Here is a 20,339-nt window from a genome sequence, read left to right as displayed (position 1 = left end):
AATGATTCAGAAAGTACCAACCAATGTCATTACCGGCTTCCTTGGCGTAGGTAAGACCACTGCAATTCAGCACCTACTGGCAAATAAGCCCGCCGCTGAACGCTGGGCTGTACTGGTCAACGAATTCGGTGAGGTCGGGGTTGATGGTGCGCTATTCGGGCCGGAGCAGGACAACGAAGTCTATATTCGGGAAGTCCCCGGGGGCTGTATGTGTTGTGCTGCCGGCTTGCCCATGCAGGTCGCGCTGAACCAGCTTCTTGCAAAGGCGCGACCTCACAGGTTGCTGATTGAACCAACCGGACTTGGCCATCCACGGGAAGTCCTTGAAACGCTATCTGAGGGAGCCCGGAACGGCGTATTGGACCTTCGCGCGACGCTCACCCTGGTAGATGCACGGTGCATCATGGATGAGCGCTATCTACGTAGTGATACTTTTCGCCAGCAGATTGAAGTCGCCGACCTGGTTGTCGCGAACAGATCGGATCTCTACGGGAGTGAGGACCTGAACAACCTGCAACGCTATCTCGCGTTCCTGCCCGGCGAATCCCAAAAGCCGCTGAAAACCGTCGAGCAAGGCCAAATTGAAGCGGATTGGCTACGGCCTCCCAGCAGTTTCCAGCAGCCCGAAACTCACGGTCATCATCACAGGCCGCCGCCAGTAGTGGAAGAGGCGCCTCTACCTGAATGCGGCTACCAGCGCGCAGAGAATGCGGGCGAGGGCTACCATAGCTGTGGATGGCGTTTCGGCCCCAGCATTGTTTTTGACTACGACACTCTCTTCTCGCTGATCAGTGGCTCGGTGAGCGAGCGCCTCAAAGGGGTTTTCATCACCGAACAAGGGGTTTTCGGATTTAACAAGGCTGGAGCCGTATTAACGGTGGTTGAGCTTGATGACACGCTTGAAAGCCGTGTCGAGATGATCCACCCGGAACGGCTGGACTGGACCGCCATTGAAGCCGACTGGTTGGCATCAACACAAGACTGAAACGACAGCGTGTACCCCAGAAAACCGGCAAACACCCAACGCGCTAGTGGCTTCCGGGCCGCCTCCAGGCCTGCTGGAGAATAATTCTGGCTGATAAGACACCCGCAAGATAAATAAATGCATATACCTCCACAGGTAGGATGAAGCGCCACATTTATGCGATAAATCAACATATCGCATGGTTGCCCTCCAGCAGCACATTGATATGATGTAACGTCGATGTCATATAGCTGGAAACCACCTAATGAAGCTGAAACTTATCCCGCGTCTGTCGGCGGCGCTCCTTGCCCTTACACCAATGGCTCTGACCCAGGCCGCAGATCCCTTGAATGTGACCGGGGATAAGTTCCGCCAGCTTGATGAGCTGCTCCCAACAGCAAACGTTTACCGCAATGCCGGCGGTGAACCCGGACATGCATATTGGCAGCAACAAGTGGACTACCGTATTGATGTCCGCCTCGACGAAGACAAGCGCGCACTCAGCGCCAGCCAGGTCATCACCTATACCAACAACTCCCCGGATACACTCAAATTTCTATGGTTCCAGCTGGACCAGAATCGTTTCCGTCTGGACTCTATGGCAGAAACCACACTCGCCTTTGGTGGACTGGGCAATCGTGGACCGGGCACGCGTTCAGAGTCTCCCGAAGCACCCGCAGGTATCACCTTCGGGGAGCTCCGTCGACAGCAGTGGCTGGCGGACAATGAAGTTGGCTACAGAATTCGCAACGTGAAGGATGCCGATGGCACCGAGCTGCGCACAACGATTGTCGGAACCAATATGCGTCTGGACCTCGCGCAGCCTCTGAAACCCGGCGAACAGATCACCTTCAGCATGGATTTTGCCTTTAATATCCTGGAGGAAGATGCGGTATCCGCGCGTTCCGGCTATGAGCACTTTCCCGATGATGCACGGAAAGGTGGCAATGATATTTTCCTGCTGGCGCAATGGTTTCCGCGCTTACACGCCTACACCGATTACGAAGCCTGGACCAACAAAGAGTTTCTCGGCCGCGGTGAATTTACCCTTGAGTTTGGTAATTATGAGGTCAACCTGACGGTCCCGGCGGACCATATTGTGTCCTCGACCGGTAGCCTTCAGAACCCCGAAGAAGTATTGACCGCAACACAGCGCGAGCGCCTTGAGAAAGCTCGCAAGGCCAAGCGGCCGGTATTTATCGTCACCGAAGAAGAGGCTTTGGAAAACGAGAAAGCGGGTACCCGTAAAACCAAAACCTGGAAGTTCAAGGCCGACAGCGTCCGTGATTTTGCCTGGGCGTCTTCTCGCAAATTCATGTGGGATGCCCGGGGTTATCAGCAGGGCGGAAAGATCATGCCCGAAGTGATGGCAATGTCCTTCTACCCGAAAGAGGGCGGCGATCTGTGGAAGAAATATTCAACGGAGGCCGTCATCCATACCATGGAAGTCTATTCGCGCTTCTCGTTCGATTATCCGTACCCGGTAGCGCAGAGTGTGAATGGCCCTGTGGGTGGTATGGAATATCCGATGATCACCTTTAATGGACCTCGCACTACCTTACACGAAGATGGGAGCCGCACCTGGACGCAGGCAGAAAAGCGTTTCCTGATCGGCGTCGTAATCCATGAAATTGGCCACATCTACTTCCCAATGATCGTCAACTCTGACGAGCGTCAGTGGACCTGGATGGATGAAGGCCTGAATAGCTTCCTGGACGGCGTCGCTGGGCGCGAGTGGGATCCGGAAATGCCCTGGGGTGTCGAGCCGAGGGATATCGTCGACTACATGAAGTCCGATATTCAGGTTCCCATCATGACTCAGTCAGATTCCGTGCTGCGTCTTGGGCCCAACGCCTATACAAAACCAGCCGCAGCCCTGAATATTCTGCGTGAGGTCATTCTCGGGCGTGAACTGTTCGATTACGCATTCAAAGAGTATGCGACACGCTGGCAGTACAAGCGTCCGACCCCGGCGGACTTCTTCCGTACTATGGAAGAAGCCAGCGGTGTGGATCTCGACTGGTTCTGGCGCGGTTGGTTTTACACCACCGACCATGTAGACATCAGTATCGATAACGTACAGCAATTGCGTCTCGATACACTGAACCCGGATATCGATTTTGAACGACGTCGCCAGGAAGAAGCGGACAAGCCCCAACCGCTGTTTGAAAAACGCGAACGCGATGCTGGCAACAAGACCTGGGTGGAACGCAACAAAGATATCCGTGACTTCTATGATGACAATGATCGGTTCACCGTCACCAACAAAGAGCGCAATGAGTACGCGCAAATGCTGGCGGACCTTGAACCCTGGGAGCGCAATGCACTGAAGCGCGCACTGGATGAAGACAAACATTACTACGTAATGGACTTCTCCAACCTGGGTGGCCTGGTCATGCCGATCTTGCTTGAGCTCACGTTCGAAGATGGTAGTGTGGAAGAGCGCTATATTCCCGCAGAAATCTGGCGCCGCTCTCCAGATGCCGTCTCGAAACTGGTGGTGACGGATAAAGTCCTTGAGCAAGTAGTGGTTGATCCGCGCTGGGAAACCGCTGATGTCAACAACGATAACAATCACTTCCCCCGCAGAATCAACAAGTCGCGCCTGCAAATTTACAAGGAAGAAAAGCGCACTGACCCGGTCTATCGGGACATCATGCACGACTCGAAAACAAAGAAAGAGGAGCCCAAACCGGGCTTCCACAAAAAGTAAACGGGGAGTAGGGCACCATGCGGAAACTGATCTTGCTCTTTACCATGTTGATAGCCTGCACAGCGCAGGCTCATCAGATGAAAACCGCCATTACCAGAGTGGTTTTCAGCGACCAGACTCAGAATGTTGAAATCATGCACCGGTTTTACGTGCACGATGCGGAGCATGCGCTAAGCGAATTGCTCGGAAAACAGGTATACCTTTCTGAGAACAAAGAAGCGCAGGCGCAGTTCGCGCGGTATATCTCTGCGCACTTCCGCATGGGCGTGACGGAAGGGACTTCGCTGCCCCTGACGACCGTTGGTGAGGAAGTGGATGGAAAATTTATCTGGGTATATCAGGAAGTGCCGCGCCCAGACAACGTCTCGGAGCTCTGGTTTGCATTTGACGCGCTGCAGGAGCGGTGGCCTGACCAGGTAAATCAGATAAATGTCGAGGGATTGGGTAAAGTGCGATCCCTGATTTTTGATCGCCACAGCAGATGGCAATCGCTCAACTACTGATGAGTGCACACCTCATTATTCAAAGTGCGTCAGCGAAACCTCGCTGATGCCCGTAACAACTTCTATATCGGAGAACAACATGCGTAAATCCCTGCTCGCGGTTGCAATCGTGGCGATGACAGCCTGCTCAGAGTCACCTGAATCTGTCGTCGACAAAGAGAAACAGGTCACAGCTGAGGAGAACGCCCAGGTTACTGCGGAATCCTCCGCCACTTCCAATGAGAACAACCCGCTGCTGAAGGCAAGTACACTTCAGTATCAGGCGCCCGATTTCAGTAAAATCAAGGATGAGCACTTCGAGCCGGCATTTGAGCAGGGCATGGGTGAGCACCTGCAGGAAATCGAGGCCATCGCAACGAACGCGGACAAAGCGAGTTTCGCCAATACGATCGTTGCCATGGAGAAATCTGGCGCATTGCTGACCCGCACATCACGCGTCTTTTTCAACCTCTCTGGCACTGACAGTAATGAAGCGCGCCGCGCCCTGCAAAGCAAGCTTGCGCCGAAACTTGCCGCCCACTGGGACAGCATCTATCTGAACGATGACCTGTTCGCCCGTGTTTCATCCCTGTATGACCAGCGTGTTGCGCTGGAGATGGATCCAGAGTCAGAACGTCTGCTCGAAGTGTACTACGACAACTTTGTGAAGGCCGGTGCAAAACTGTCTGCAGATGAAAAAGAAACACTGCGCGCGCTCAATGAAGAGCATTCCAGCCTTACCACTAAATTCAGCCAGAACCTGCTGAAGATCACCAAAGAAATCGCGGTGGTCGTCGACGACAAGGCGGAGCTTGAGGGGCTTTCTGAAAGCGCGATCAAGGCTGCCTCCCAGGCCGCGGCAGATGCCGGGCACGAAGGCAAGTACCTGATCAACATCACCAACACGACCCGTCAACCGGTCCTCACATCGCTGAAAAACCGTGAGCTGCGTCAGCGCATCTGGGAAGCGTCGGCCAATCGCGGAACTTCCGGGGAGTTGGATAATCGCCCGATCGTCCAGCGCCTGGTTCAGATCCGTGCACAGAAGGCCAAACTGCTCGGCTATGACAACTGGGCGGAATATCAGCTGGTAAACACCATGGCTGAAAAGCCCGAAAGTGTGCTGAATATGCTGAGCTCCATGGTCCCGGCAGTCGTCCGCAATACCAAAGCGGAACAAGCCGATATTCAGGCGATGATCGAGCATGAAGGCGGTGACTTTGAAGCCCAGCCCTGGGATTGGGCTTACTACGCTGAAAAAGTCCGTCAGGACAAATACGACCTGAATGAACAGGAAGTACGAGAGTACTTTGAATTTAATCGCGTTCTGAACGACGGCCTCTTCTACACCATGAACCGTCTCTACGGTATCCATTTCGAAGAACGCCCGGACCTTCCGGTCTACCATCCCGACGTGAAAGCATACGAGCTGTTTGATCACGACGGCAAAAGCCTGGCTATTTTCTATGCGGATTACTTTGCCCGTGATGGCAAACGTGGCGGCGCCTGGATGAGTTCTTTTGTTGGCCAGTCCGGCCTGCTTAAGCAGAAGCCGGTGGTGGTGAATGTCATGAACATTCCCAAAGGCCCGGAGGGCGAGCCCACGCTGGTGAGCTATGACCACGTGACTACCATGTTCCACGAATTGGGTCATGGTCTCCACGGCATGTTCTCCAATGTCCGTTACCCCAGCCTGGCTGGCACCAGCGTATCCCGCGATTTCGTCGAGTTCCCGTCAACCTTTGAGGAGGACTGGGCTGGATTGCCGGAAGTACTGGAAAATTACGCTTACCACTACAAAACCGGCGAACCTATTCCGGCAGAGCTACTGGAGAAGGTGCAGAAAGCCAAAAACTTCAATATGGGCTTCGACACGCTGGAGTATATGTCTGCAGCCTTGCTGGATATGGAATTGCACGCACTGCCAGCGGACGCGGAACTTCAAGACGTAGAAAAGTTCGAGGCAGCGGCACTGAAAAAGCATGGTGTTGATCTGGCCGCAGTACCGCCACGCTACAAGTCCACCTATTTCGCCCATTCTATCGGTGGTGGCTATTCCGCCGGCTATTACGCATACATGTGGAGTGAAATTCTGGCCGCCGATGCCTTCGCGTATATTCGAGAGCGCGGTGGTTTGACGCGTAAGAACGGAGACTGGTACCGCAAGAATATCCTTGAAACCGGAAACTCCCGCCCGCCGATGGAATCTTATGTCAAATTCCGCGGCCAGGAACCCACCACTGAAGCGTTGCTTGAGCGCCGTGGTCTCAATTCAGAAGGCTAACGTGTGGTGGAAGCGCATGTAAAAGCGACGTGAATTGAACGTAAAAAGCGGGCCATTTGGCCCGCTTTTTTTTACCTGCGCTGTAGCGAGGTTTGACGCCCACCTGCATGCGCGGGAATTTTCGCTATTCCCACGCCGGAAAAGGGTCGGGCATGGTTCGCCAGACTATCTCGCCAGCTTCCATTTCAAGGTCGTTTAGCAGGCACTGATCCAGCCGTTCTCGGATCCATGCCTCGGGAAGATTCTGGCCGATAAACACCAATTCCTGACGGCGGTCACCGAACGGCTCCTCCCAGTTATCGAGAATATACTGTTGCTGCTCGGTGTTTTCCGGCCATTCGTCCCGCGGTACAGACACCCAGAAATAGCCGGCCGCGCCGTGCTGGGCGATCCCGCCAGCCTGGCTCCAGGTGCCAGCGTAATGGGGCCGGCTGGCCAGCCAGAAGTAGCCTTTGGAACGCAGCAACTTGCCGCTCAACTGGGGATCGTTAAAGAAATCGAACAGCCGCTGTGGGTGGAAAGGGCGGCGCGCGCGATAGGCGAAACTACTGATACCATATTCTTCGGTTTCCGGGGTGTGCTCACCACGCATCTCCTTCAGCCAGCCCGGCGCCTGCTGTGCCTGATCGAAGTCAAATTTTCCGGTCATCAGCACTTTTTCGATGGGAACGCTACCTTTTTCCATCGGTAGAATTTCTGCCCGGGGGTTGAGGCTGCGCAGAACGGCTTTCAGCTCTTCCAGTTGTGCATCGTCAATGAGGTCGATTTTGCTGATCAGTAGAATGTCACAGAACTCAATCTGATCCACCAGCAAATCCGCTACATTGCGCTCGTCTTCGTCGCCCAGATATTCACCGGCCTCCTTGAGCGACTCTGCCGCATGATAATCCTTGAGGAAATTGGCCCCATCCACCACGGTAACCATGGTATCCAGCCGCGCGACCTCAGACAGGCTCTGTCCGTCTTCGTCGGCAAAGGTAAATGTCTCGGCCACGGGCAGGGGTTCGGAAATTCCAGTGGACTCGATCACCAGACAGTCGAAGCGGCCTTCTTTCGCCAGTTTGGTCACTTCCAGCAGTAGATCTTCGCGCAGGGTACAGCAAATGCAACCATTGCTCATTTCCACCAGCTTTTCTTCTGTACGGTTCAGCTGCACCTCATTGTTCACGAGCGCTGCGTCGATATTGACTTCGCTCATGTCGTTGACGATGACCGCCACACGAAGATCCGCACGATTGTTCAGGATTTGATTCAGGAGTGTCGTTTTTCCGGCGCCGAGAAAACCGGAGAGCACCGTTACAGGTAACTGCGTAGTCATTTAGATAATTCCGAATATGACAGAATGGAAAGCGTTGGGGTGTTACCCAGTAGAATCGTGGAATTACAGGCTGGGATGTTTTATTTCTTCACTCGCGCGCACAAACCACTCAAGGGTGCGCTGGCGTTGCGCCTCGCCATAGAGCTCAACAAAGCGCTTGGTCATGTAGTCCGACTCGTTCTTGAGTGACTGTATGCGGCTGTTGATAAAAGTTTCCGTCAGCTCCAGACCACAGGTGACGGTAATGCAATGCCGCCACTCTTGATAGCTCTGCGGTATAAAAGACGCTTCCATATCGCTCTTCCTCTTGCTTCTGGTTGACTGCTTAACGGCCGGCGTTAGCCGGCGGTTAAGCAATGGATGGGGTGGTATTTTCTGACTGAAGACTAGCTTGGGCTACCTTCCAGTAATTCCGTCAGTTCCGCTTGTCTGCGCGCACGAGCTGCCTCGTCCGGTCCTTGTGCTTCCTGCGTCAGCAACGCAAGGGCTTCCTGCAAGGGCAGGGTACCCAGATCCTCACCGTCGCGACTGCGAATAGCGATGGTACCGGTATCACGCTCTCTGGCGCCGGCTACCAAAAGGAATGGCACCCGTTGTAGGGTTTGCTCGCGGATCTTGTAGCCGATCTTTTCGTTGCGCACGTCAGACTCAGCGCGCACCCCGGCTCCACGCAACAGCTGTGCTACGTCTTTCACATAAGTCGCGTGATCCTCGGTAATTGAGAGAACCACTGCTTGCACCGGCGCCAGCCAGGTAGGCAACTTTCCTGCGTGGTGCTCGATCAAAATACCGGTGAAACGTTCAAGCGAGCCGAAGAGGGCACGGTGCAGCATGACCGGACGCTTGCGCTCACCGTCTTCAGCAACATATTCAATGCCGAAACGCTCCGGCAGGTTCATATCTACCTGCAGGGTGCCGCACTGCCAGTCGCGTCCAATGGCATCGCGCAGCACAAACTCGAGTTTTGGCCCATAGAAAGCGCCTTCACCAGGATTTATCTGATAAGGGAGTTTCATGCTTTGCAGTGAGCGCACCAGGGCGCCCTCGAGCTGATCCCAGGTCACGTCATCACCCATGCGGTTCTCAGGGCGAGTGGAAAGCTTGATCCGTACGTCCTCAAACCCAAATTGACGGTAGATTTCCAATACCAGCGCAACCACCTCGCGGCATTCCTCGTCCATTTGCTGGGGCGTACAGTAGATATGCGCGTCATCCTGGGTGAAGTGACGCACACGCAGCAAGCCGTGTAGCGCACCGGAAGGTTCATAACGATGCACTTTACCGAATTCGCACATACGGATGGGCAGATCGCGATAGCTCTTGAGTCCGTGACGATACAGCAGCACGCTACCCGGGCAATTCATTGGCTTTAATGCCAGTGCGCGACCGTCTTCAGTCTCCGTAGTGAACATATGATCGCGGTAGTTCTGCCAATGGCCGGAAATCTCCCAAAGACTGCGATCCATTACGTCGGGGGAGTTCATCTCTACGTAGCCCGCGTCCTGCTGACAACGACGCATATACGCAATTAGCTGCTGGAACACGGACCAGCCTTTGGGGTGCCAGAACACGGCACCTGGGGCATCGTCGTGAAAGTGGAACAGGTCCAGTTCACGACCAAGTTTGCGGTGATCACGCTTTTCAGCTTCTTCGATACGCTGGATATAGGACTTGAGCTGCTTCTTGTCGGCCCAGGCGGTGCCGTAGATACGTTGAAGCTGTTCGTTATTGGCATCGCCACGCCAGTAGGCGCCAGAAAGTTTGGTCAGTTTGAAGTGCTTCAGAAAGCGTGTGTTCGGCACATGGGGGCCGCGGCACATGTCCACGTACTCTTCATGAAAATACATGCCCATTTTCTGCTCAGCGGGCATATCCTCAATCAGGCGCAACTTGTAGTCTTCACCGCGCTCCGAAAAGATACCGATAACCTCCTCGCGGGGCAGTACCCGTTTGATCACGTCATAATCCTTGGCGATCAACTCGCGCATGCGCTTCTCGATCGCGGCGAGATCCTCATGGGTAAACGGGCGCTCGAAGGCGATGTCATAGTAGAAACCCTCGTCAATCACAGGGCCGATGACCATTTTCGCACTTGGGTAGAGCTGCTTCACTGCGTGCCCAATCAGGTGCGCGCAGGAGTGACGGATAATCTCCAGGCCCTCATCATCCTTCGGTGTGATGATCTGGAGCGCCGCATCTTGCTCGATCGGGTCAACAGCGTCGACAAGCTTACCGTCCACCTTGCCCGCGAGCGTATTTCTGGCTAGCCCGGGGCCAATGGCCGTCGCGACCTCGAGAACGTTCGTCGAGCGAGGAAAGGCGCGCTGGGATCCGTCCGGGAGTGTTACGAAAATGGTGGATGCGTTTTCAGTTTCAGACACGGATGACATGGTTCAGATTTCCATACGAAAGGGCAGAGCTTACAGGAGGCACAAAAACACCGTGTATTAGAGGTTTTTCCCACAGCATTTCTTGAATTTCTTACCGTTGCCACAAGGGCAGGGGTCATTGCGCCCAACCTTTGGGGTCGACCGTGTAACGGGCGCTTGAGGCGCACAGCAACTTTCGCTACTGCAGCAACTCGCCGCTTCCCTATCTAGCGCTTCGGTGGAGCGATTGATTTCTTCGAACATAGACCTTTCACTTCTCAGTTGTTGACCCGCAATCGTGGCACGGTTCAAATTGTTTCGAGGGATTAATCGATACAAGCCTTTCGATCGATCACTACAGCGTTATGTGCATGGAGGCTTTCCTGATGCTCGACTTTGAACCAGTAGTCTTTTACCCAGGTCGACTGCTCCAATACTGCCTTGATTTTTCGCGCTGCATCTTCGCAAAACATCAGGTTATTCGCGTTCAGCCGCGCGAATTCCTGTTCATCGCTGCGCTTGACCATGGTCTGGACCGGTGTACCGATCGCTTCTTCGAAACTGAAAATAAGGGATGGTAACGATGGCCAGCTGCTGTCACCCAATGTCAGGTCCAGGTAAGCATAAGAGCGCTGGCTATGGGGTGTGGCAACGCTCGCGGCCTGTACCTGCGTCAGCAGTGCCTGCTTCTCAACTTGCGGGGTGGTGAACGCCTCATCAAGGGCGTTTGCCAGCAGCTGACGTGAAAGTGCGGCGGAACAGGGACAGGTACTGGAATAGGGGATCGTTACCTGTAACCCATAGTCGTAGACGCCTTTGCAATATTGACCACTGATCGCAACGCGATAGGTCTGGTAGCCGGTCTCGTTACTCAACAGCGACGTTTTGGGCAGCAGCAGGTCGAAAGCCAGATCAATTTTTGCGCTTTGGCTGATTCCCGACTGAGATTCGACCATTTTCCCCAGAAGTGTATCCAGGCCTTCTTTGTCACAAGTGGTCGCGGCCAGCTCGTTGAGGATCGCATGTAGCCGCGACATATGAATGCCTTTCTCGGCGGCATCGTCGAGGCTGACATATACACTCGCTGTGGCGGCAACCACCTGCGCCTGGCCTCCAGCCAGAGAGAGAGTAAGGGGAACGGCGATACCTTCCATGCCAACCCACTGCAACGGGTAGGCTCCCGTTTCAATCTGGGTTTTGGCGATATCGGGGAGGGATCCGGTAAACTGCATGTAACTCTTGCCTAAATCTGAAGATTCAAAAGACTCTAAGCCCGTCAACGATGTGTTGAGGGGCCTTGGTGTGGCACCGTTGATCTATGGGTGTTTGAAGCACGGGTTCTCAGCGGTCAAAAGAAAGGGGCATTGCGGCTATTTCAGCTGCGGCAATACCATCCCTGCTGTAGACCTGTCGGCCATTGACCCAGGTGCCAACAATTTGCGAAGAAAAATCGTGTCCCGCAAACGGTGACCAGCCGCAGTGATATAAGGTGTTCTCGTTGGATACCGAGGTAGCGGTGTCTGGATCGACCAGTACCAGGTCGGCAAAGTAGCCTTCGCGGAGGTAACCTCGGCCAATCACGCCAAAGCGAATCGCGGGGTTGTGCGCCGTTTTTTCGACAACCTGCGCCAAACTCATACGTCCGTGTTTCACGTGGTCCATCAAGGTCAGCAGGGCATGTTGCACCAGGGGCAATCCTGCCGGTGCCTGTTCGTAATCGACCTGCTTTTCCTCCCACGTATGGGGCGCATGGTCGGTAGCAATAATGTCGATCTGGTTGCTATGTAACGCCTGAATCAAAGCATTGCGATCGCGCTGGCTTTTGATAGATGGATTACATTTGATCAGATTGCCGAGACGCGGGTAATCCTCGTCGGAAAACCACAAGTGATGTACGCAGGCTTCTGCGGTGATTTGCTTGCCTTGAACCGGCCCGGGCTCAAAAAGAGCCAGCTCCTTTTCCGTGGTGATATGCAATACATGTAATTGACTACCGTATTTCTTCGCCAAATCAACCGCGTAGGAAGATGACGCAAAACACGCATCGGTATCACGTAGCTTTGGGTGATCTTCGATCGTCAGCACCGATTTAGAACGCCGCAATGCCGCGTGGTTTTGACGAATGATCGGGCTGCTTTCACAGTGGGTAACGATCAGCGCTGGCGACTCGCGGAAAATCGCATCCAGCGCCTCCGGGTGTTCTACCAGAAGGTCGCCGGTAGAAGCGCCCATAAACACTTTTACACCGCAGTGTTTCGCCGGATCGAGCCGCTTGATCTGTTCGAGATTGTCCTCTGTAGCGCCCAGATAGAATGCGAAATTGGCGGCCGAGCTCGTGGCAGCTATCGCGTACTTGTCTTCGAGAGCTTCAATGGTGGTGGTGGCGGGGTTCACATTTGGCATTTCCATATAGCTGGTAATGCCGCCGGCAACCGCTGCTCGGGATTCGCTGGCGATAGTGCCTTTGTGGGTAAGGCCGGGCTCGCGAAAGTGCACCTGGTCGTCGATCATGCCCGGCAGCAGATAGGCCCCGTCTGCATCGATCACGCGATCGCCGGGCGTTGCGGCGATTTCCGGGCAAATTTTTGCGATCCGTTCGCCAACAATGCGAACATCCGCATCGATCACATCGCCTTCGTTGACCAACCGCGCATGCTTAATCAATGTCGAGGTCATACGGGTACAGGATCTCCGGTTACCCAGATTTTTCGCTGCTCCGAATCGACCTGCAGGTAAAAACAAGACCGCCGTCCAGTATGGCAGGCGGCGCCTTGCTGCTCTACCTGGCAGAGCACCACATCGCCATCGCAATCGAAGGCCATGGAAACCAGGGATTGCACATGGCCGCTGGTCTCGCCCTTGACCCACAACTGCTCGCGACTCCGGGACCAGTAGGTAACGCGCTGGGTCTCTATGGTGGCAAGCAGGGACTCTTTGTTCATCCAGGCGAACATCAGAACCGTTTTGCTCTGCGCATCCTGAGTAATTACCGGGATCAATCCCTGCTCATTAAATGCCAACTGTTCGATAACATCGTGTAGCGCCAAAGGGGCATCCTTGGGGTGCGTTTCGAGCGCGATAAAATAATCCCGTAGCATTGCCTGTCTCGCTTAACTGTTGCTGGAGGTGGGGCAGGCACAGTCAGAGGGCTGCTGGCACAGGCGGTAATTCCACAGATGTCCGAATGCTACCAGGCTGGCACCGGCAACCGTCAGCAGCTTCTCACCCAGTTCTCCTGCAGACTCACCCAGAAGAACCGCGGTGGCGAGTAATCCCAGGCCGGCTCCGCCGAGCACAACAACACGGTAACGCTTGTGTTGCTTACACCCCATGGTCAGGGCGTACACACTGGTGGGTATCACCGCCAGCACCATCCACAGGTGGAACGCCTCGTTGTCCAAGCCTAGTGCCGCCATACTGGGTACCAGTGCCAACACCAGCGGCAACGCCAGACAGTGGATGGTACACATTGCAGATAGACCAATGGCGATCTTGTCTGTCGCTGCTGTTGTTGGTTTCATTACTACTTTTCCTTTTCCCTGACCTGGGCTCAGGTCAAATTCGAGAAATATTTAAATCAATTAAAAAGTGCTGCGCATGCCAAGGCTGAAACTACGGCCCGGAAGCGGGGCGCGGTTTTTCAGGAAGGAGGCATGTACACGGGCTTCTTCATCGGTGAGATTGTGACCTTTCAGGAATACGGTCGTATCACCGAAGTTGCTGGCGAAGGTATAGCCCAGCTCCGCTTCCACAAGGGTGTAGCCATCGGTAGCCGTTTCCAGCTCCGCCAGTTTGTCCTGCTCAAAGTAGTGGGAGGCGCCGAAGCCAGCTTCCCAGCCGTTTTGCGCGTAAGTCAGTTGCCCACCGAGGCGCACTGGAGGAATACGCGGCAGATTACCCCCGTCTTTTAGCTTGCCGCGAATGCTGTCACCCCATAGGGTCAGGGTGAAGGGCTCGGAGAATTGCCATGCGAGCTGCGCTTCCATACCGTAGAGCACGCTATCCGCTTGCTCAAAGACATAGACGGGCAGGGCACCGTGGTCATGGGCGTGCTCGTGTTCTTCCCCTTCCTCATGTGTATGCTCTTCATGATCGTGCTCTTCATGATCATGGCCTTCGAAATCTTCACTGGTAAAACCGGTGTCGCGCTCGTAGTAGAAGTTGCCTACCTGGTTATAGAACAGGTTCACTACCCAGCCGATGTCTCCGGAGTGCTTTCGCAAGGTCAGGTCGAGGTTATTGGAAACCTCTTCCTGAACATCGCTGCCGTAATCGAAGTGAGGCTCGTCGGTAACGTGCAGGTCAAACAGTGCACCCACTTCAAAGCTACCGGTGCCGATATGCGGGCCGTAGGAGAACAGTTCTGATGCGCTTGGAGCGCGCTGAGCGTGGGTCAGAGACAAGCCGGCGTTGTAGTCGGCGGCAAAATCCCACACCACACCTGCGGACACGCTGTAAGGTGTGAAATCAAGCTCGTCGAATTCCAGCAGCGCTGCTTCTTCGTGCTCATGCTCTTCGCCTTCGTGTTCTTCTGCGTGCTCATGCTCATGAGACTCCCAGGCAATAGGATCGGCCTCGATGGTGACCTTTTCGACACGGGCGCCTAGCTGCCACAGGAAATCACCCATGTGCTTTTCCTGCATCAGGGCAATCGCGAGTGTGTCAGTACGACTGGGCGAGGTGAAAGCCTCTTCGCCAACTGCGGAAAAATCACTCGACTTACCTTCAATAGAGACGGCACCGCGCCAGCCGGACATTTCCTGCAGCAACAGATCCACACGGGCCTGCACCGTCTCGTTCTGGAACAAGGTGCCAGTGGTGTTGTTCTCAATTTCAACATGTTCGTAATCGGTGTAGCCGATGCGCGTGTTCACGCCGCTCAACAGGTTGTTATCCAGGCTCAGTTCGCTGATCAGCTGCCAGCGGTCCTGCTTCAGATCGGAGAGCACTTCCGCTTCTTCCTCATGGGCGTGCATCTCGGATTCCACGTGTTCTTCCTCGTGCAGCTCTTCGCCGTGCTCGTCGTCCCCATGGGCATGGCTGTGACCAGGAATACCATTTACACGCTCCAGACGGCCATACGCCAAACCAATAAAGCCGTTGTCCAGCAACCAACTACCGCCGAGGTTGAAGCCTTTGCTGTCCGAGGCACTGTTTTCCAGAATGCCAACACTGTGCTCTTCGTGTTCTTCATGCGCCTCGTTTTCATGGTCATGGTCGGACGCAAGTTCAGCTGCGCCAGGAATTTCGTAGTTGTCTCCCTTGCGGGTAAAACCGTCCACATGAAACGCAAACTGCTCGCCGCCACCGGTGTAGGCGAACGAGGCATCTTCCTCGCTGTTTACCGTGCTGTGCCCAAACTGAAAGGCACCCTTGGACTCACTGGAAGAGGGCACGCGGTCATCAACCACGTTCACCACACCGCCAATGGCGCCGGAGCCATAGAAGAGGGTGGCGGGGCCGCGCAGAATTTCGATTTGCTGTGCGGTGAGCGCTTCGGTGGCTACCACGTGATCCGGACCGACGCGGGACGCATCACTCACATCCAGGCTGTTCTGGGTGATCAGCACGCGGGGGCCGCTCAGTCCACGAATAACCGGGCTGCTGGCCACAGGCCCGAAATAAGTCGAATGCACACCGACTTCGTTCTTCAGGGTTTCCCCCAAAGTTGCCGCCTGCTTGCGACGCAGACCATCGCCGGCCAGAACGGTTACCGGCTGCGCAGATTCCATGGTGGAGGTGTGCAGCGGGGTCGCCGTGACGTCGATCTGCTCAATTACCGAGCGACGCAGGGTGATGCGCAACGGCGTCGCATCGCTGCCTGCAAGGCGCAGGGTCCGGTGACTGTAACCAGGTGCATTGATATGCAGTTCGTTCGCGGATTCGCTTGCGGCGTCGAGAGAAAACCGCCCCTGTTCGTCGGTACGGGTGTGCAACTGGCTGCCGATTACTTCTACCGCAGCACCGCTGATGGGATTTCCGGCAGCATCTGTCACCTGGCCAGAAAGTGCATTGGCCAGGCCAGAAACGGTCATCAATGCGAGGGAGAACGCGGTTTTTTTCATTATCAGTCCTTGAAACAAATCGTTCAGAATCAGTCGTCAGAAGACGCAAAATCAAAGGTAAGAATCAGGCGCTGACTGCCGGGCGCCACTGCTGGGGATCGGTGCACGAGACCCGCACCTTCATTGCCCGCCCACAGCTCGCCTTTCAGTAGTGCTACCTCGCCAGCAGCCAGTGACTGAATGGATTGGGTAGAGGGATAGAGGCCACTTTCCGCATCGCTAAGCCCACCGCCGCCGGCACCCAGCTTGCTGCGATCCAGCTGATCGTGGGGCAACCATTCAGTCGCCACACCGGAATACGTGGTGATCAGGCGGCAGGGCACCCGGTCCACATGAAACCGCGGGCACATGGTGTCGCTCAGCACACTCAGACGGATGCCAATGGCATTCAGGTCAAACAGGCAGGTGAACATATCGGCCAACAGCTCGATATCCGCGCATAAATTCGGGAACGCATCGAGACCCGGTATCACGTCGCCCAGGTTTTGGATTTTTGCCGCTGGCACCACCAGCCGATGACTGTTGAAGCCTTTCTGATCCAGAAAGGCTTCACACTCTGCGGTCAGTGCCGGGCTGAGCTGGCGCTGCCAGACCGACAGGTGCACGTCCTCCTCGTAGATATCCGCAAATGCATCTGGCGTGGGCGTAAATACCGTGCGGCGAGAGACCGACTGGACTGGCTGGCCTCCATCATTGTGTGGCACTACGGCAGGGGAAACCCCGGCCCCGACTGGCGTAACCCGGGGCAAGAGGCCAGGGACGGCCGCCCCACCAGCGACGTTTTCGGCAATATCGACAGAGCGCATTCCATCCTCATCCGGCGCACAATCCGCCAGGCTTTTACATAAACGATATAACGTATCATAATGTTCGAAGAGCCTGGAGACAACCGAAACTTCTCGCGATAAGCCCGCCCTCAGGGGCGAGTCAGCAAGTCAGGCACAGACCGAAAGCCAATGGATAGCGAACAGCAGACAATGATTTTCAAGGAAACTTCAATGAAGAAACACAGTCCCAAGGATATTCTTGATCAGTGGATGCAGGCGGTTAACAGTGCAGACGTAGACAGTCTGCTCAACCTGTATGACCCGCACGCCGTCCTGATCCCTACGTTTTCAAACCGGATCTTGAACACACCGGAAAAACTGCGCGACTATTTTGAAAAGCTGGGAAGCCGGCCGGAGTTGAGCATTGCGCTCCATGAAAAGACTCTGACCGTTCAGGAAATGAAGAGTGACCAGTATACGCTGGGAGGCATCTACAACTGGCGCTTCGCAGTTGACGGCGAACTGCTCAACTTCGAGGCGCGATTCAGTTATGTGATCGACCTCGCCAGCCCCAATCCGATTCTGCACCACCACTCATCGCAGATTCCCCGCACACTGTAGTCTGCAGCCCATAAAACGCGCGCGCTCCCATTAGGGGGTGCGCACGCCACGGTTTATTCTTCGTAGGCAGACACCCGCGCTACGTTCATGGAGTAGGCCGCATTGCCGCGCTCGGTATCTTCTGGCAGCGTGCGCAACTCTCCCTCGATGTACACCGGGTCATAGAGAAATTCCACCTGGAACCCTTCGGGGAAGTTAGCGTAGATCACCTGGTTCGGCGGCGGTGGCGGCAGGTGCATACAAGCGCCGAAGTAGGGCACCAACAGGAAACTGGTAATGGTCTGATCGTCATCAAACTCCAGCGGCACCACAAAGCCGGGGATACGCACCTGTTGGCGGTCGAACTCCGGCTTGATCTTGGTTGACTGGAGCGCCTGCTGGTAGCGCGCTTCCTCAGCGCTGGCGGGGCCGTCGATGGTCAGGGGCTCTTCCTTGGGGAACATATCTGCATCGGAGCCCTCGGCGATGGTGGCCAGATAAGCCGGCGGGTTGAGCAGGGCCTCCAGGTCTTCCTGGGGAATCAGTTCCTCCCATTTGACCTCCCGGTAGTCCACGGTTTCCTGCTCGGCCGACGCTTCCGGTTCGCCGGGGGCTGGTACGTCAGCGTTAAGATCAGCGGCGACAGTGGTCTGAGCGTCGCTTGCGCGCTCCGCATCGCGATTTTCATCACTACAGCCAACACCCAGTGAGGCTGCTAGTATGAGGGTGAACGATAGTGAACGGCCGGTTCTGTTGTTTCGATTGAGCATGGCGTGTAAATGTCTGATCTTTTACGATATGTTGCATCGTACAGCTTAGCGTCCCTGAAGGAAACGCCATAAAAGGTCGATGCAGCCAGTCGCGATTGCTGTCTGATTGGGTTGGCAGTGATCTTGCAGAGTCGGTCTTTTCAGGCGCCATCGCGATATAGGCAAGCGCCAATGCAGTACCTGGCCACCCAGGCAGAACTTTTCGCGACATTTGCGGTATAAAGTCTAATCGGTGGGCTGATCGCCCGCAGAGCCAAGCACACAATAAACCAAGTTCCAAAAGAACAAATGAGTAATAAATGATGCGATGCAACCAATCTTCCTACTCCCGCCGTAGCTGGTATCTGGGGGCGCTTCTGACGGCCCTGTTTGGCCTTACCGCCTGCGGTGGCCCCTCGGAGCCCGGCACAGACACCAGTACCCCCGCAGCAGCACTCGACCCAACCAAACTCGCCGCAGATCAGACACTGGTGCGCGGGGGCGGCTCAGAACCAGAATCCCTGGACCCGCACAAGATCTCCGGTACCGTCGAATCCGCACTATTGCGCGATCTGATGGAAACACTGGTGATTGCCGCTCCGGATGGCGGTGTCCGTCCGGCCGTCGCGGAAAGTTGGGAAACCACGGACAATCAGACCTATATCTTCAAGCTGCGTGATAATGCCAAATGGACCAATGGTGATCCGGTCACCGCTGACGACTTCGTCTATTCCTGGCGTCGCCTGGTGGATCCGGCCACCGCTTCCAAATACGCCTGGTATCTCGCCGCCGCCAAGGTAAAGAATGCCCAGGACATCAGTGAAGGCAAGGAGCCGCCCGAGAATCTCGGGGTAGAGGCCCTGGACCCGCAGACCTTGAAGGTTTCTCTGGAAGCGCCGGTACCGTATTTTGTCTCCATGCTGGTACATGCCTCCACTTCACCGGTGCATCAGGCAACCGTGGAAAAATTTGGCGACCAGTGGACCCGGGTAGGGAACTACGTGGGCAACGGCGCCTTCAAGCTTACCGAGTGGGTAGTCAATGAACGTATCGAGTACGTAAAGAATGATCTTTACTGGGATGCGGCCAATGTAAAACTCGAGAAGGTACGCAACCTGCCCATTGCCTCACCCAATGCGGAGCTGAAGCGCTACGAGGCCGGTGAAATCGACTTTGCTTACTCTATTCCCATCGAACATATCGGTCGCCTGAAAAAAGAGCGCGGGGACGAAGTCAAAACCACCCCCTACATCGGTACCTATTACTACGAATTCAACACCACACGCCCGCCGTTTGACGACGCACGCGTGCGCAAGGCACTGGCCTTCGCCATCGACCGTGACATCATGGCTTACAAGGTGATGGGGCGCGGCGAGGAACCTTCATTCCATCTTACCCCGGGTGTGGTCAAGGGCTTTGACGCGCCGCCGACGCCCTGGAGCCAGAAGAGCCAGCAAGAACGTGTTGCCAAGGCCAAGGCACTGCTGGCGGAAGCCGGTTACAACGCAGACAACCCGCTCAAATTCAGCGTGCTGTACAACACCAATGACAACCACAAAAAAGTGGCCGTCGCCATCAGTGCCATGTGGAAACAGAATCTGCAGCATGTGGATGTCACCCTGGAAAACCAGGAGTGGAAGACCTACCTCTCCACCCGCGCCAATACCGATTTCGATATTGCCCGCGCCGGCTGGATTGGCGATTACAACGAACCGTCCACCATGCTGAAACTGTTGCTGACCGACGGTGGCAGTAACTACGCCAAGTACAGCAACCCCTCCTACGACGCATTACTGGCGAAAAGCTCCAAAGAAATGGATATGGGCAAGCGTGCGGAATACTACGCGCAGGCGGAAGAAATTCTCGCGGAAGATATGCCCATCGCGCCGATTTACCAATACGTCATCCAGCATATGGTCAAGCCCCATGTGGGCGGCTACGCCGCTGATCCGCTGGACAACTACTACTCAAAAGATATGTGGATCATCGAGCACTAACCAAAAACCCGGAGCTTCAGAGCGGGCTCCG

Annotated in this window: 17 protein-coding genes; 6 read left to right on the top strand and 11 right to left on the bottom strand. The window is 55.2% G+C overall.

The annotated features are described in order from the left end of the window. The first annotated feature begins 1 nt into the window (after position 1). The 4 genes from LRR79_RS11580 (at position 2) to LRR79_RS11565 (ending at position 6,443) form a co-directional block, all read left to right on the top strand. A complete protein-coding gene (locus LRR79_RS11580; protein ID WP_231757362.1) occupies positions 2-985 on the top strand; it encodes a CobW family GTP-binding protein in 984 nt (327 codons plus the stop codon). Positions 986-1,229: 244 nt separating this feature from the next. After that, entirely contained in the window at positions 1,230-3,677 is a 2,448-nt protein-coding gene (locus LRR79_RS11575; protein WP_231757361.1) for a M1 family metallopeptidase, read from the top strand. Between the two features lie 17 nt (positions 3,678-3,694). Next, positions 3,695-4,180, top strand: a complete 486-nt coding sequence (locus LRR79_RS11570; RefSeq protein ID WP_231757360.1) for a DUF6702 family protein — start codon at positions 3,695-3,697, stop codon at positions 4,178-4,180. A 79-nt stretch (positions 4,181-4,259) separates the two neighbouring features. Then, a complete protein-coding gene (locus tag LRR79_RS11565) occupies positions 4,260-6,443 on the top strand; it encodes a M3 family metallopeptidase (RefSeq protein WP_231757359.1) in 2,184 nt (727 codons plus the stop codon). Between the two features lie 124 nt (positions 6,444-6,567). On the opposite strand, the gene zigA is transcribed toward LRR79_RS11565, so the two are convergent. From zigA to LRR79_RS11515, 10 genes are all read right to left on the bottom strand, one after another. Further along, the gene (gene zigA / locus LRR79_RS11560) at positions 6,568-7,761 is read right to left on the bottom strand and encodes a zinc metallochaperone GTPase ZigA (protein WP_231757358.1); all 1,194 of its coding nucleotides are present in this window, start codon (positions 7,759-7,761) and stop codon (positions 6,568-6,570) included. A gap of 63 nt (positions 7,762-7,824) precedes the next feature. Then, positions 7,825-8,055 (bottom strand): hypothetical protein, encoded by a 231-nt coding sequence (locus LRR79_RS11555; protein ID WP_231757357.1) that lies wholly within the window; start codon positions 8,053-8,055, stop codon positions 7,825-7,827. A gap of 92 nt (positions 8,056-8,147) precedes the next feature. Further along, the gene (thrS, locus tag LRR79_RS11550) at positions 8,148-10,151 is read right to left on the bottom strand and encodes a threonine--tRNA ligase (protein WP_231757356.1); all 2,004 of its coding nucleotides are present in this window, start codon (positions 10,149-10,151) and stop codon (positions 8,148-8,150) included. A gap of 57 nt (positions 10,152-10,208) precedes the next feature. After that, complete coding sequence (locus tag LRR79_RS11545) at positions 10,209-10,394, bottom strand: SEC-C metal-binding domain-containing protein (protein WP_231757355.1); 186 nt, start codon at positions 10,392-10,394, stop codon at positions 10,209-10,211. 62 nt (positions 10,395-10,456) lie between these two features. Next, entirely contained in the window at positions 10,457-11,362 is a 906-nt protein-coding gene (gene folE2, locus LRR79_RS11540; protein ID WP_231757354.1) for a GTP cyclohydrolase FolE2, read from the bottom strand. Between the two features lie 109 nt (positions 11,363-11,471). Continuing rightward, positions 11,472-12,806: a dihydroorotase gene (locus tag LRR79_RS11535; protein WP_231757353.1), complete on the bottom strand. Its 1,335-nt coding sequence runs from the start codon at positions 12,804-12,806 to the stop codon at positions 11,472-11,474. Continuing rightward, entirely contained in the window at positions 12,803-13,228 is a 426-nt protein-coding gene (gene hisI / locus LRR79_RS11530; RefSeq protein ID WP_231757352.1) for a phosphoribosyl-AMP cyclohydrolase, read from the bottom strand. The genes LRR79_RS11535 and hisI overlap by 4 nt, the downstream gene beginning before the upstream one ends. 12 nt (positions 13,229-13,240) lie before the next feature. Further along, the gene (locus tag LRR79_RS11525) at positions 13,241-13,651 is read right to left on the bottom strand and encodes a MerC domain-containing protein (protein WP_231757351.1); all 411 of its coding nucleotides are present in this window, start codon (positions 13,649-13,651) and stop codon (positions 13,241-13,243) included. Positions 13,652-13,711: 60 nt separating this feature from the next. Next, a complete protein-coding gene (locus LRR79_RS11520) occupies positions 13,712-16,195 on the bottom strand; it encodes a TonB-dependent receptor (RefSeq protein ID WP_231757350.1) in 2,484 nt (827 codons plus the stop codon). A 29-nt stretch (positions 16,196-16,224) separates the two neighbouring features. Beyond that, positions 16,225-17,001 carry a DUF1826 domain-containing protein gene (locus tag LRR79_RS11515; protein WP_231757349.1) on the bottom strand — a complete coding sequence of 259 codons (777 nt, stop codon included), beginning with the start codon at positions 16,999-17,001 and terminating at the stop codon, positions 16,225-16,227. Positions 17,002-17,193: 192 nt separating this feature from the next. On the opposite strand from LRR79_RS11515, the gene LRR79_RS11510 reads away from it, so the two are divergent. Next, positions 17,194-17,583: a nuclear transport factor 2 family protein gene (locus LRR79_RS11510; protein ID WP_231757348.1), complete on the top strand. Its 390-nt coding sequence runs from the start codon at positions 17,194-17,196 to the stop codon at positions 17,581-17,583. A 53-nt stretch (positions 17,584-17,636) separates the two neighbouring features. Here LRR79_RS11510 and LRR79_RS11505 read toward each other — a convergent pair whose 3' ends face one another. Further along, positions 17,637-18,332, bottom strand: a complete 696-nt coding sequence (locus tag LRR79_RS11505; RefSeq protein ID WP_231757347.1) for a DUF3299 domain-containing protein — start codon at positions 18,330-18,332, stop codon at positions 17,637-17,639. A 299-nt stretch (positions 18,333-18,631) separates the two neighbouring features. Here LRR79_RS11505 and LRR79_RS11500 point away from each other — a divergent pair, with 299 nt between their 5' ends. Beyond that, positions 18,632-20,308 carry a peptide ABC transporter substrate-binding protein gene (locus LRR79_RS11500; protein ID WP_231757346.1) on the top strand — a complete coding sequence of 559 codons (1,677 nt, stop codon included), beginning with the start codon at positions 18,632-18,634 and terminating at the stop codon, positions 20,306-20,308. Positions 20,309-20,339 lie beyond the last annotated feature (31 nt).

Source organism: Microbulbifer elongatus (assembly GCF_021165935.1).
Lineage (GTDB): Bacteria > Pseudomonadota > Gammaproteobacteria > Pseudomonadales > Cellvibrionaceae > Microbulbifer > Microbulbifer elongatus.
The sequence above is the reverse complement of the archived record's forward strand: the minus strand, read 5'-3'. Positions and strand labels throughout refer to the sequence as shown.